At 69.8% G+C, this 13239-nt stretch carries 10 protein-coding genes; all 10 read right to left on the bottom strand.

Annotated elements, in window-relative coordinates:
• Positions 1-422: 422 nt before the first annotated feature.
• Positions 423-1772: a family 20 glycosylhydrolase gene (locus SROS_RS35995; protein ID WP_012893875.1), complete on the bottom strand. Its 1350-nt coding sequence runs from the start codon at positions 1770-1772 to the stop codon at positions 423-425.
• Positions 1769-3667, bottom strand: a complete 1899-nt coding sequence (locus SROS_RS35990; protein WP_012893874.1) for a hypothetical protein — start codon at positions 3665-3667, stop codon at positions 1769-1771. The genes SROS_RS35995 and SROS_RS35990 overlap by 4 nt, the downstream gene beginning before the upstream one ends.
• Positions 3664-4617, bottom strand: a complete 954-nt coding sequence (locus SROS_RS35985) for an ABC transporter ATP-binding protein (RefSeq protein WP_012893873.1) — start codon at positions 4615-4617, stop codon at positions 3664-3666. Before SROS_RS35985 ends, SROS_RS35990 begins: the two co-directional genes overlap by 4 nt.
• Positions 4610-5584 carry an ABC transporter ATP-binding protein gene (locus tag SROS_RS35980; protein ID WP_012893872.1) on the bottom strand — a complete coding sequence of 325 codons (975 nt, stop codon included), beginning with the start codon at positions 5582-5584 and terminating at the stop codon, positions 4610-4612. The genes SROS_RS35985 and SROS_RS35980 overlap by 8 nt, the downstream gene beginning before the upstream one ends.
• The gene (locus SROS_RS35975) at positions 5581-6426 is read right to left on the bottom strand and encodes an ABC transporter permease (RefSeq protein WP_012893871.1); all 846 of its coding nucleotides are present in this window, start codon (positions 6424-6426) and stop codon (positions 5581-5583) included. The genes SROS_RS35980 and SROS_RS35975 overlap by 4 nt, the downstream gene beginning before the upstream one ends.
• Positions 6423-7427, bottom strand: a complete 1005-nt coding sequence (locus SROS_RS35970; RefSeq protein WP_012893870.1) for an ABC transporter permease — start codon at positions 7425-7427, stop codon at positions 6423-6425. Before SROS_RS35970 ends, SROS_RS35975 begins: the two co-directional genes overlap by 4 nt.
• Positions 7428-9119 carry an ABC transporter substrate-binding protein gene (locus tag SROS_RS35965; RefSeq protein WP_012893869.1) on the bottom strand — a complete coding sequence of 564 codons (1692 nt, stop codon included), beginning with the start codon at positions 9117-9119 and terminating at the stop codon, positions 7428-7430. It abuts the gene before it with no gap.
• 14 nt (positions 9120-9133) lie between these two features.
• Complete coding sequence (locus SROS_RS35960) at positions 9134-9817, bottom strand: Gfo/Idh/MocA family oxidoreductase (RefSeq protein WP_012893868.1); 684 nt, start codon at positions 9815-9817, stop codon at positions 9134-9136.
• Between the two features lie 130 nt (positions 9818-9947).
• Positions 9948-11090 (bottom strand): ROK family transcriptional regulator, encoded by a 1143-nt coding sequence (locus tag SROS_RS35955; protein ID WP_012893867.1) that lies wholly within the window; start codon positions 11088-11090, stop codon positions 9948-9950.
• Positions 11091-11269: 179 nt separating this feature from the next.
• Positions 11270-13000: a glycoside hydrolase family 35 protein gene (locus tag SROS_RS35950; protein WP_012893866.1), complete on the bottom strand. Its 1731-nt coding sequence runs from the start codon at positions 12998-13000 to the stop codon at positions 11270-11272.
• Between the last annotated feature and the right edge of the window lie 239 nt (positions 13001-13239).

Below are 13239 nucleotides of genomic sequence, written 5' to 3'. Positions count from 1 at the left end.
GACGATTACCGCTAACCGCCCTAGACGGTATCTCTGCACTGCATGCCGCCCTTTTCGCGCGAAAGGGCTGATCGTAGCGCCCACCTGGCGGCGCTTGTGTGCAAGCTGTTCGCAGGGTGATGAACCGGGAGTTTCTCCAAGCTGCCGGGGGCGCGCAAAAGGCCACGTGTACGAGGAAAGACAGGTCGCGTCGTCAGTGGCCGGTCAGGGTGTGGTCGATCGTCAGTGGGGAGTCGCAGCTCAATGGGTGCGACGCCTGGTAGGGCCTGGTCGGCTTCGGACGCGACGGCGTGCCGGTCCCGTGAAGACGAGGCGGAAGAGATACAGAGCCCCACAGATGGGACGGATGACATCCAATCGTCGCCCCACTCAGGGCCCTGCCGCCGGGCGACTCGTCGGATCGACCTCCACCTGACCAGGCACTACCAGGAGTCCAACCTCTGCAGCAACCGGACGAAGTCCCGGTACGGCAACCCGGCCTTGGCGCCACTCCACATCTTCTGCGCGAGCACGCCCAGGCTGTGCTCGATGAGCTCGTACATCCTCTCCTCGGTGTAGTCCGCTCTGACCAGGTCGTTCCAGAGCGCCGGCATGGCGCCGAGCAGGCGGGGGTCGCCCGGATCGAGGGATTGGCCGTCGGCGAAGACGTGCGGCTCCCAGTGGTCGTAGAGCCACTCGGCGTCGAGGCCGGCGCCGTGGTAGTAGTCGGCCTCGGGGACGATGTAGAGCAGGTCGTCATTGCTGTTGATCAGGGCGTAGGAGTCCTCGCGAGCCCCCTCGGGGCCGTAGAAGCCGTTGTTCCAGCTGTTGATCACCACGTCGGGGTCGAATCCGGCGGTGTCACCCGTCGGGGACAGGCGGGTGAACCCGCCCCACGCGCGGGGCTGCTTGCCGAGCGAGCGCACATGCGCGGCCATGTTGTTGAAGAACTGCTTCCACAACGCCTTGCTCTGGTAGTACTCGTCGGCCCCGAAGTGCACAGCCGGTCCGCGGAACCAGGGCACGAACTCGGTGAACACGGCCTTGACCAGCTCGGTCGCGGCCGGGTTGGCCAGGTCGAGGTGGTCGGAGTCGCCGCCGTCGTGGCCCACGGAGGGGTCGAAGGAGATGAAGGCGCGCGAGTGGGCCGGGGCGTCGATCTCGGGGACGAGGGTGATCGCGTGGGCGGCGGCGAGTTCCTCGAAGCCGTCCCAGTCGTCACGGGAGTACGACTCCTCCGGCGCCAGGCCGGGGAAGGCGGGCGAGCGCAGCCGGAAGCCGTGCAGAGCCTTGCCCCAGTCTCCGTCCGGGGCTTTGATCTCATTGTCGTTGAGGTGGAGCTGCAGCTCGTTGAGCTTGTAGCGGCCCATCAGGCGGACGAGGCGGTGGATGAGCTCGGGGGTGACGTAGCGGCGGCCGACGTCGAGCATGTAGCCGCGGACCGGGTAGTCGGGCCAGTCGTGGGCCACGCCGCACGGGACCGCGCCGGTACGGAGGATCTGCACGAGGGTGCGGGTTCCGTAGAACAGGCCGCGAGCGGTGGGTGCGGTGATCGTCACGCGGCCGGGCGCGGCTTCGATCCGGTAGCCCTCGGCTCTGCCGCCGGAGGGGACGATCTCCAGGACGACGTCTCCCGGCCCCTCGGTGGCGTGTCCGATGCCGAGCTCACCGGCGAGGCGGCTGCCGAGCCTCTCGTCGGCGCAGACGACCCGGGACTCGGGGCCGAGCCGGAACTCGCCGGTGCCGCCGGTCCATTCCTGCAGGGCCGGGACGACTTCGGGCCGCTCGTTCATGCGTACTCCACGATCACATAGCCGCGATGCGGCACATCCGCATCGATAACGAAATATCCGGATTCTTCGCGTACGGGGACGGGCCGGGGCTCCTCCAGCGGCGCGAGCAGCGTCGCCTTCTCGGGGCGGACACCCGACACCACCGGACGGGCCGGGTCGGCGGAGCCGTTGACGATGGCCAGGCGGCGTCGCCCGTTCACCGTGGCGAACTGCGGCATAAGGTGGGGCCCGCCTGTGACCAGGGGAAAATCACCGCCGAGGAAGCTGATCGCACGGTGTGCCAGCCGGCGCCCGTCGTCGCAGCGGCCGAGCCGTTCCGGCGCGCACGCGGCGAGCGTGACCACGCGCCCGCCGAGCTCGTTGACGAAGGCCACCCGCCCGTCGCCCCAGTGCTCCTGCCGCGGGGTGAGGATCCGCGTCCAGACCTCGGCCCCGCTCGCCGCGGCGAGCCTGGCCACCGCCTCCTGCACGTTGACGCTCAGCAGCTCGCCGCCGTCGGCGATCCGCTCCATGCTGTACGGGTACCGCGACGGCGTGGACCGGTGGGCCACCTCCTCCACCGTCACCCCGAGGAGCGAGCCGTAGCCCCGCTCGGTGAGGATCATCGCCGCGTGCCCGTCGAGCAGCACACCTCCGGACAGCAGGGTCTCCACCTCGGAGTCGGGCACGCCCCACGCGATGGTGCCGAACACCGCGGTGACGGCGCCGGCGCCGGCCTGGATCGGCACGCCGTACGGCAGCAGGTAACGCGCCGCGCGCAGCGGGTCGGCGGCCAGGCCGCCGAACGTGCCGTCGCCCGGGATCCGCGCGGCCGTGTCAGGCCACCACGGGACCGTCACCCCGGTGGTCCGCAGGCCAGGGGACGCGGTGGCGTCGAGGGCGGCGCGTGAGCGGTCGAGCATGGTCCCGATCCGCGGGTAGCGAGCAGGCTCGCCGGTGACGAAGGGATGCACGTCGAGGAGCAGGCCGTCGGCCCCCGACAGGCGCGCGGTGACCATCTCCGACCAGGTCTGGGTGTCGGACTTGGTCCATTCGGTATGCGGCCAGTTCTCGATCTCGGGAGCGACCTCCACGGCTGCCGGGCGCAGTGGACGCTGCAGCTCCAGCATGGCGATCGAGTACGCCAGCGCCTCGCCCGGCTCGTCGCGGTAAGCGGCGAAGTGCGGCCGATGCACCTCGATCCGGTCGAACAGCGCCGCCCAGTCCCGGCCCTCGACCGAGGCGACTCCGAGCCCTGAGCTCATCAGGCCGAGCTTGGCCCGTCCGGCGACCGCCTGCCGTACCTGGTCGAGCGCGTCGAGCTGGGCCTCGCGCCAGGTCCGCTGGAGCAGCGCCCGCCAGGGGTGGGGGGAACCCGGTGCGGTGATCGCGGTGACGAGCTCCTCGCGCTCCACCCGCCGGCCCGACAGCCGGGCGAAGCGCTCCAGCATCTCCGGCTCGAACCCGCCGCCCCAGGTGAGCGGGGAGTGATTGTGGAAGCGGAAGTCGTCCTCCAGCCAGAGCACGCGGAAGTCGAGCTCGGCGAAGCGGCCGTAGTGATCGGCCAGCCACGTGCGCCAGACCGGGCAGGCGAAAGAGGCGGTGGCCGTGGAGACCTGGCCGGACGGGGAGACCATCGGGGCGAAACCGCGGTCCTGCATGCGGCCCCGGTCGGCATGACCGACGGTCACCCACGGGTTCAGACCGGCACCGACGCCGTGCGCGTCGAGCACGCGCTTGACCGCGGCCACGTGCTCGAACCACAGGTCCTCGTCGGCGCCGGTCGGATGGCCGGAGTGCAGTTCCTCCGAGTTGTAGATCAGCACGACCTCGGGGATGCCGTGCTCGGCGCAGTATCGGGCCAGCGGGGCGGCGTCTCTCCCGGGAAGCACCTGGTAGCGAAGGTGATATGTCATGACTCGTTGTGCAGCCAGCAGTTTGTCCAGCTCCCGTCGGCGAACTCGGTGCGTGGTGGGAATGACGTCTTGCACTGCTCCTTGGCGAAGGGGCAGCGCGGGTGGAAGCGGCAGCCGGGCGGCGGGTCCACCAGGCTCGGCGGCTCGCCCAGCTTCGCCGTCGCGGTGAACGCCGAGCTGCCGCCGGCCCGCTCCGGGTCGGGGGAGGAGTCGAGCAGCAGCTGGGTGTAGGGGTGCTTGGGCTCCTGGATCACCGACTCGGCAGGACCGCCTTCGACCATCTGCCCGGCGTACATGACATAGATGTCGTCGGACAGGTAGCGGGCGCTGGCGATGTCATGGGTGATGTACAGCAGCGCCAGGCCCTCCTCCTCGCGCAGCCTGGCCAGCAGGTTGAGCACGTCGAGCCGGATGGAGACGTCGAGCATCGAGATCGGCTCGTCCCCCAGCAGCACCGAGGGCCGCACGGCCAGCGCACGGGCGATGGCCACGCGCTGGCGCTGGCCGCCGGACAGCTCGTGCGGCAGCTTGCGGGCGAACTCGGCGGCCGGGCTCAGGTTCACCTTGGCCAGCAGCTCGTGCACGGCCGCGTCGTCGGCCGGGTGCCCGTGCAGCTTGAGCGCCCTGCGCACGTTGTGCTCGACCTTGCGCAGCGAGTTGAGCGAGGCGAAGGGGTCCTGGAAGACGAGCTGGACCTCACCGTAGAAATCCTTGTCCGGGCGGCTCACCACCTCGCCGCGCAGCCGGATCTCGCCCGAGGTGACGGGGTAGAACTGGGCGAGCAGCCGGGCCAGCGTGGTCTTGCCGCTGCCGCTCTCGCCGACGAGGGCGGCGATGCGGCCGCGGTAGAGGCGCAGCGTCACGTTCTCCAGCGCGCGCACGGTCTGCCGGCCGGTGTCGAAGTGCTTGGTCACGTCCTCCGCGGCCAGGACCGGGGTCTCCTCAGGCATGGGCCGTCCTCTCTCGGTCATGCAGGTGGCAGGCCGCCAGGGCGTCGCCCACCGCGAGCAGCTCCGGACGCCGCTCGGTGCAGTCGGCGAAGCGGCGCGGGCAGCGTGGCTCGAACGCGCAGCCGGTGGGCAGGTTGCGCAGGTCGGGCGGCGTTCCGGGGATGCCGTCCAGCCTGGTGACCGGCGCGTGCAACGGGGGGAAGGAGTCGCGCAGGCCCTTGGTGTAGGGATGCTTGGGCGCCCGGTAGATCTCCGCGGCCTCGCCCAGCTCCACGATCCGCCCGCCGTACATGATGGCGATCCGGTCGGCGAGCTCGACCAGCAGCGACAGGTCGTGGGTGACGAACACGACGGAGAAACCGAGCCGCTCGCGCAGCTCCAGGATCTGGGCGAGGATCTGCCGCTGCATGACGACGTCGACGGCGGTGGTCGGCTCGTCCATGACGACCAGCTCGGGGTCGCAGGCCAGGGCCAGCGCGATCATGGCGCGCTGGCGCATGCCGCCGGACATCTCGTGCGGATAGGAGCGGGCGCGGTCGGGCGAGATGCCGACCATCTCCAGCAGCTCGGCGGTGCGCTCCTCGGTGTTCTTGTACCCGTGTGCCCTCAGCACGTCGGCGAACTGGGCGCTCAGCCGGGCGACCGGGTTGAGCGCGTCCATGGCGCTCTGCAGCACCACGGCCATGCTGCGCCAGCGCAGCCTGCGCAGCTCCCTGTCGGTCCGGCTCGCGATGTCGACCGGCTCGCCCTCGCGCGGATGCAGCCACACCTGGCCGCCGGTGATCGCCGCCGGCGGGCGCAGCAGCCGGATGAGCGCCATGATGAGCGTGGACTTGCCGCAGCCCGACTCGCCCGCCACGCCCAGGATCTCGCCGCGCCGCAGCTGGAAGCTCACGTCGTTGACGGCCCGTACGGCTCCCTTGGCCGTGATGTAGTCGACGTTGAGCCCTTTGACGTCCAGGATCATGCGAGCGCCTTTCTCATCGCCTTGATGTCGGCCGTGCGCAGGCGGGGGTTCATGACCTCGTCGATGCCGAAGTTGACCAGGCCGGTCGCGGTGCCCAGCAGCGCGATGCACAGGCCCGGCGGGACGAACCACCACCACATGCCGTTGAGCAGCGCCACCTGCCTGGCCTGGTCGATGACGGTGCCCCAGCTGATGGTGTCGGCCGAGGAGACGCCCAGGAAGGCCAGACCGGCTTCGGCCAGGACCGCGCCCAGCACCAGGTGCAGGAACATCGCGGAGATCCAGCCGGCCAGGTGCGGCAGCACCTCGACGAAGATCATTCGTGGCTTGCTCTCACCGATCATGCGCATCGCCATGACGAAGTCGCGTCCGCGCAGGGAGAGCGTCTGCGCCCGCAGCGTGCGGGCGCCGGCCGCCCAGCCGAACAGGCCGATGATCAGCGCGATCGTGACGGGCCCGGTGTCCTGCACGTAGCCCGCGACGATCAGGGTGAGCGGGAGCACGGGCAGGACCAGGAACATGTTGGTCACGAAGGACAGCACCGCGTCGACCTTGCCGCCGAAGAAGCCGGCGGTGACGCCGACCACGACCGCGAGGATCACGCCGATGACGCCGGCCACCGAGCCGACCACCATCGAGTTGCGCGTCCCGGCGATCATCTGGGCGAGCACGTCGGTGCCCTGGCTGGTGGTGCCGAGCAGGTGGCCGGCGCCGGGCGGCTCGCTGATCGCGTTGTAATCGATCTTCCAGGGCCCGATGCCCATCAGGTCGTTGAGCCACGGCCCGATGATCGCGATCACCGAGAAGAAGGCGATGATGCCGATGCCGATGCGGACCTTCATCGGCCTGCCTCTCTCGTACGCGGGTCGATCATCACATAGACGGAGTCGGCCACGAAGTTGGCCAGCAGCACGGTGAGCGTCGTCAGCAGGAAGACGCCCTGCATCAGCGGGTAGTCACGCTTGCTGACCGCGTCGTAGAGCAGGTAGCCGATGCCGGGATAGGAGAAGACGATCTCGGTCAGCAGCGCGCCGCCGAGCACGCCGCCGATCGCCATGGCGAATCCGGTGACGCTGGGCAGCAGGGCGTTGCGTGCGGCGTACCTGAACATGACGCGCCCGGCCGACAGCCCCTTGGCCTTGCCGAGCAGGACGTAGTCCTCGCTGACGGTTGTGATCATCATGTTGCGCATGCCGAGCAGCCAGCCGCCGAAGGCGGAGAAGACGATCGTCGCGGCGGGCATCACCATGTACTGCAGGACGCTGCCCAGGAAGCCCGGCCTGCCGTACAGGTCGGGGTCGTACCCGCCGCCCAGCGGGAACCAGCCGAGCACCAGGCCGAAGACGTACAGGGCGATCAGGGCCACCCAGAAGTACGGCACGGCGGTCAGGAACGTCGACAGGGGCGACAGGAACCCGTCGAGCCGTCCGCCCGGCTTCCAGCCGGCGGCGATCCCCAGGCCGGTCCCGAGCACGAAGGCCACCACCGTGGTGGCGCCGACCAGCATCAGCGTCCACGGCAGGCCGTCCGCGAGCAACTCGCCCACCGGGGTCGGGAAGCGGCTGACGGACAGGCCGAAGTCGAGGCGCGCGATGCTGACGAGGTAGTCCCAGTACTGCTGGAGAAGGCCGGCGCGGGGGTCACCGAACAGCTTCTGGATCGCCGCCACGGCCTCGGGCGAGACGGACTCGCCCGACTGCCTCTGCAACTGCCTGACGATGACCGAACTGGGGTCCCCCGGCATGAGCCGGGGGATGAGGAAGTTCAGCGTGATCGCCGACCAGGAGGTGGCCAGGTAGAAGGCCACCCGCTTGGTCAGGAAGCGCCACCTGCCTTGCTTCATCTACTTGCCCGCGGGCTTGAGACCCTTGAGGGTCATGACGATGTCAGGGCCGAGGGCGCTGTGCGGGACGTGGTCGGTCTCGCCCGTCTCGGGCCAGCCCACCCACCGGGACTGGTTCATCTCGACGAACCAGTCGGCGGTGAACATCGGGGAGAACGGCACCTGGTCCAGCACGACCTTCTGGAGCTGGTAGCCGGCCTCCGTCTGGGCGGCCGGGTCGCCGACGGTGTCGCGCAGCCTGTCGAGCAGCGGCGTGGTGGACGTGTCCTTCCAGCGGCTCTGGTTCTGGTACTGGGCGTCCTTGCCGATGGGCTTGTACTTGTCGGAGTCGAGCTGGTCGGCGAAGACGGAGTACAGGCCGTTGGAGTTGCCGGTCCAGTAGAGGGCCATGTCGTAGTCGCCCTCGTTGAGCTGCGGGTCGTAGTTCTCCTCGGGGATGGCCATGACCTTCACGTCCAGGCCCAGGTTGGACTTCCACTGGTCCTGCATGCCCTTGCCGTAGGCCATCCAGTTGGCGTACTCCTGCACGACCTTGATGCTCAGCGGGTAGGTCTTGCCGTCCTTGGCGAGCCGGCCGCCCTCGACGGTCCAGCCGCCGTCGGCCAGGGCCTTCTTGGCGCCCTCGACGTCGAGGGGCTGCGGCTTGCACTCCGGCGCCATGAACTCGGCGTACACCTGCGGCTCCAGGCCACAGGCGTTGGCCGGCTCCTGGCCGGTGGGGGCGAGCTTGAGCACGCTGGCACGTTCCACGCTCATGGCCAGCGCCTTGCGCACGTTGACGTCGGAGAAGGGCTCCTTGGCCAGGTTGAACAGCAGCGACTCCTCCCCGCCGGTGTGGAACGTCTTGTAGACGTTGGCCTTCGGGTTCCGGGCCATGTATTCCTGCTCGGCGTTCGGCCAGGAAATGGTGGCGTAGTCGATGTCACCCTTGAGCAGGCGCGCCTTGGTCTGGTCGTCACCGCCGGTCGCGACGATCTTGATCGACTTCATCGGGAACTGGCCGCCCCAGTAGTCCGCGCGCGTCTCCAGGGTGAACTGCTGCGGGGTGAACTGGGTGAGCTTGCCCACGCCTGTGCCGATCGGGTCGGGGTTCGTCCAGGTCTTGAGGTCCTTGTCCTTCCAGATGTGCTCGGGAACGATCCGGGGCGCGAAGCCGGTGACGCCGAGCGCGAAGCGGTAGAAGTCGAGCTGCGCGGGCTTCTTCCACTTGACGACCACGGTGTGGTCGTCGGTCGCCTCGGCCGAGACGTAGGTCTGGCCGCCGGTGTTCAGCTCGGGGTGCTCCAGCGAGATGTTCAGCGTGAAGGCGACGTCCTTGCTGGTCATCGGCGTGCCGTCGGAGAACTTCACGTCGGTGCGGAGCTTGAGGGTGACGGTCTTGTCGCCGTCGCTCCACTCCCACGACTCGGCCAGCCACGGTTCCAGCCGGCCGCCTTTGAGGACGTTGCGGCGCACCAGCGGCTCATAGATGAGGCTGATCTGCGGGGCGATGTCGGTGGAGGGGGAGTAGATGTTGAAGTTGCGGGAGTACGTGGTGGCGTTGTTGATGCGCAGGCTGATCGAGTCCGACGTGCCGCCGGCGGCGTTGGTGGTGGTCTCCCGGGCACCGCCCGAGGTGCCCGGCGAGCACGCGGTCAGCAGCAACGCCAGCCCCAGCGCGCCGGCTGTGGCTGCGAATCTAACCTTTTTCATGGGGGATGCGCCTTTCAGATGCGGGTCTGGCCGCCGTCGAAGTAGGCGACCAGTTCCGGGTCCAGGGATGGCACTTCGTACGGTGTGCCGCCGTTTCGTAGCGAGAGGGTGGCCATGTAGCCGGCGGCGACGCTCATACGGGCGGCCACGGGGGAGGTGTCGGTCTGCCCGCCCTCCCGCACGAACCGGCAGAACTCCGCGATGATGTGGTGGTCGGCGCCGCCGTGTGTGCCGAGCGCCTCGGGCACCTTGTGTGCGATGTCGAACTCGCGCAGCCAGCCCTCGGGCCGGGGCGTGTCCGGCGCGCGCCGGGGCAGGTCGCCGTAGACCATGAGGTCGCCGAAGGCGTTGACCCGCTCGGTGTAGCCGCCGGCCGGCCAGTGCACCACGTCCAGGTCGTGCGCGGCCTTCTGCAGGAGCAGCCCGGTGGTGCGCTCGCGCTCGGCGTGCCAGTCCTTGAAGCAGTAGTCGCCTCCGTAGGAGACGAAGTGGCGGACCCAGACGGTTTTCGGTTCGCCGATGACGCCCTTGTGCCGCATGTTGTGGCCGACGTACAGGCGGGTGCCGGTGTCACGGGCGGCGCGCAGGATGGTGTCGCAGATCGCCGCCACCACCGACCCCATGCCCGGCCGGTGTGCCGCCTTGGCCAGGCTGGCGCGCAGGCCGAGGCCGAGGACACCGATACGTAGGTCTTCCACAGAGCCCCCCTTCTGGCGAGTGAGAGGAGGCTAGCGTGGCAATTATGAAAATAACTAGCTTAAAGAAGGGGGAACTGTACGAAGATGCACGGTTGAGGCAAGCACGTGACATTTTCGTGATGGTTTTTATTCAGGAACCTTTCCTAAAGAGGGTGGCCTCCGCGTGGTTGAGCGCGGCCTTGACCGCCCCGACCACGATCGACTCCGCGCCGAGCTGGGAGGCCAAGACCTGCGGCGGATAGACGCAGACCCGGTCGAGATACCGCTTGATCGGCTCCACCAGCAACTCGCCGCCGGGGGCGAGCGAGCCGCCGATCACCACCATCTCGGGATCCAGCGGGTTGACGACGGTCGCCAGGCCCTCAGCCAGGGTCGTGGCGAAATCCTCGACCGCCTTCGCGGCACGCTCCTCCCCTTCCCGAGCCCGGGCGAAGGCGAACTCCGCGGCCTGGGCGGGCGAACGCAACTCCCCGGGCTCGACGGACATGGCGTACTCGGTGACGTGGCCGAAGGCCATCCACAGGCCCTTCGCCGGCTCGCCGATCTCGCCCGAGGCGGAATGCGCCCCTCGGTAGGGCGTGCCCCCGATGAGCAGCCCGAGCGAGAGCCGGTTGCCGGTGAACAGGTAGACCACGTCGCTGCGCCCTTCCGCGACGCCGCGCCAGTGCTCGGCCAGCACCGCCAGGCGCATGTCGTTCTCGACCAGCACCGGCACCGAAAGCCGCGCCGACAGCTCGGCCTGCAGCGGCACCCCGGCCCAGTTGGGCAGCACGTTGCTCTTGACCACCTGCCCCTGCCCGTCGACCACGCCCGTGGTCCCCACCGCGACGGCGGCCAGGTCGCGCATCTCGACGCCGGCCTCGGCCGCGCACTGTTCCACCAGCTGGGCGATCTCGTCGATGCGCTCGCCCGGCGTCATCTCCTGGAAGACGGCGACCCGCCGCGTGGCGATGATCGTGCCACCCAGGTCGGCGATCATGGCGTGCAACCGGTAGGCGCCCACGCTGATCCCGACCACCTTGCGCGCCGAGGTGCGGAAGCGGAAGCGCTTGGCGGGCCGGCCGCGCTGGCGGCCGCCGTACTCCTCCGTGTACTCCTCGACCCAGCCCTCCGCCAGCAGTTCCTCCACGATCGCCTCGACCGTGGGACGCGAGACATGCGCCGCGCGGGCGAGCTCCGCCAGCGTTGCCACGTCCGTGTTGCGGAGGATTCCCAGGATCGCGGCGCTGTTGAGGCGCCGGAGGAGTGAGGCGTCGCCGCTCTGCTGATGCATCGGCACATCGTACTTAATAAGCCATCTTGCAAAAAGCGATCCGGCGTGAAGCCGGATCACGGGCGGAGCCGCCGGTCGACCGCGCCACCGGCGGCCGGCCATGGCCGTCGCGGTGCGGCTGTCCATGGGGCGGGCGGCAGGCCTGACGGCTCCGTCCGAACCTCCGTCCTCGCCCGCCCTCAGCCGAGGTCGGGTTCCGCGCGGAGCTCGAGCACCGAGCCCACCCGATCGAGCTCCAGGTGCACGATCTCGTTCCCGCCCGCCCGCAGCAGCGGGGCGGGAACGTAGAGCGTGCGCTGCGGCCCTCTGTCCCAGTAGCGGCCCAGCAGGACTCCGTTGACCCAGACGTAGCCCTTGCCCCAGCCCGGCAGCATCAGGAACGCATCCGCGGGCTCGGTCACCTCCAGCACCGTGCGGAAGAACGCCGGAGCCTCGTCCACCGTCCCCTGTCCGAAGGCCAGCGCCGACACGTCCTCCAACGGGATCGCGCGGGCCCCGTATCCGTGCAGGTACTGCTGGTGGTGGAGGATCCCGCCGAGGAGCCCCTTGCGCTCGCCGAGCAGCGGCCCGTAGTTGGTCCGCCCCATCGACTCCACCAGCACCTCGACCACGGCGGACCCGCCCGCCACCGGTCCGGGCAGGACTTCCGCGTCCCGCTCCACCACACCGGCCGGCCGCCCGTCGACGAACACGTGCGCGCGGTCGCGCACCTCGCGCAGCGTCAGCGGGTAGGGCTCACGCGGCCCCGGCACGGTGGTCCGGTAGAGCACGAGCCCGTGCTCCAGCCCCAGCTCCTCGAAGGTCGGCGGCACCGGTGCGACCACCTCCGGCCGCGCCAGGACGTCCAAGGCCTGCCGGAGCAGGACGGACCCCTCCGGGTGGAGCGTCGCGGGCGGCAGCACGGCCGGTACGGCGGGCACCTCGGGCAGTTCCTCGTTGTAGGCGGAGAGCACCTCGCGGAAGCGCCAGAACTTCTCCGTCGGCGCGCCGCGCTCGTCGATCGGGGCGTCGTAGTCGTAGGAGGTCACGGTGGGTCGCCAGCCGCCGTCGGCCTGCGCTCCGTCGCGGTTGGCGCCCGCCCGGGTGCCGGGGTTGCTGCCGCCGTGCGCCATGTAGAGGTTGACCGATGCGCCCGCGGCCAGGATCCGCTCCAGGGTGTCGGCCGCGTCATGGGGGTCGCGGACGACGTGCTCGTGCCCCCAGTGGTCGAACCAGCCGCACCAGAACTCCATGCAGAACAGCGGGTCGTCCGGGCGATGGGCGCGCAGCGTGGCGAATGCCTGCTCGGGCTCGGAGCCGAAGTTCACCGTGGCCAGTACACCGTCGATCGTTCCGCCGGTCAGGTAGTGGTCGGCCGGTCCGTCGGAGGTGAACAGCGGCACCTCGATGCCCCGCCTGACCAGCCCGTCCGCCAGATGCCGCAGGTAGGCGTGGTCGCTGCCGTAGGAGCCGTACTCGTTCTCCACCTGCACCATGATCACGTTCCCGCCGCGGGTGACCTGCCGCTCGGCCACCTGGGGGAGGATCCGGTCGAGGTAGCGGTCGACGTGGGCCAGGTACTCGGGGTCGCTGGTACGCAGGTGGCCGGTCAGCCAGACGGGCAGCCCGCCGTTGTCCCACTCCGCGCAGATGTATGGCCCCGGCCGCACGATCGCCAGGAGCCCTTCGGCCGCCGCCGCGTCCAGGAACGCCCCCAGCTCCTCCACCCTGCGGAAGTCTCCCGGCCAGGGCTCGTGCAGGTTCCACGGCACGTACGTCTCGACGGTGTTGAGCCCCATCGCGCGCAGCATGGCCAGCCGGTGCCCCCACTGTTCCCGGTGCACCCGGAAGTAGTGCAGGGCGCCGGACAGCACCCTGAACGGGGTGCCGTCCAGCTGGAACGAGCCGTCATCGACGGAGAAGGCACGCACGAAAACGCTCCTTTGAGGAGTCGGGGCATGGGAGCAGGGTGAAGGGGTGACGCGGTGGGGGACGCCCTCGACCGGCGCGGCGTCGCCGTGCCGGCCGTCGACGCCGACGGTCGGGCAGTGTCTCCGCGGCAGGGGGGAGGCCCCGGCCGGCGCCGGACTCGGGGTGCAACCTGTCGGCGGACAGGAGCAAGTTCCGGAACAGGGTACACGTGATCGTTACGGCGCTCCGGTCGGCACAG

The organism is Streptosporangium roseum DSM 43021 (assembly GCF_000024865.1).
Lineage (GTDB): Bacteria > Actinomycetota > Actinomycetes > Streptosporangiales > Streptosporangiaceae > Streptosporangium > Streptosporangium roseum.
This window is presented reverse-complemented; position numbering and strand designations above follow the sequence as displayed.

Coding starts and splice junctions, on each gene's coding strand:
- SROS_RS35995 (WP_012893875.1), bottom strand. CDS start 1,772: ATGAACGAGCGGCCCGAAGTCGTCCCGGCCCTGCAGGAATGGACCGGC.
- SROS_RS35990 (WP_012893874.1), bottom strand. CDS start 3,667: ATGACATATCACCTTCGCTACCAGGTGCTTCCCGGGAGAGACGCCGCC.
- SROS_RS35985 (WP_012893873.1), bottom strand. CDS start 4,617: ATGCCTGAGGAGACCCCGGTCCTGGCCGCGGAGGACGTGACCAAGCAC.
- SROS_RS35980 (WP_012893872.1), bottom strand. CDS start 5,584: ATGATCCTGGACGTCAAAGGGCTCAACGTCGACTACATCACGGCCAAG.
- SROS_RS35975 (WP_012893871.1), bottom strand. CDS start 6,426: ATGAAGGTCCGCATCGGCATCGGCATCATCGCCTTCTTCTCGGTGATC.
- SROS_RS35970 (WP_012893870.1), bottom strand. CDS start 7,427: ATGAAGCAAGGCAGGTGGCGCTTCCTGACCAAGCGGGTGGCCTTCTAC.
- SROS_RS35965 (WP_012893869.1), bottom strand. CDS start 9,119: ATGAAAAAGGTTAGATTCGCAGCCACAGCCGGCGCGCTGGGGCTGGCG.
- SROS_RS35955 (WP_012893867.1), bottom strand. CDS start 11,090: ATGCATCAGCAGAGCGGCGACGCCTCACTCCTCCGGCGCCTCAACAGC.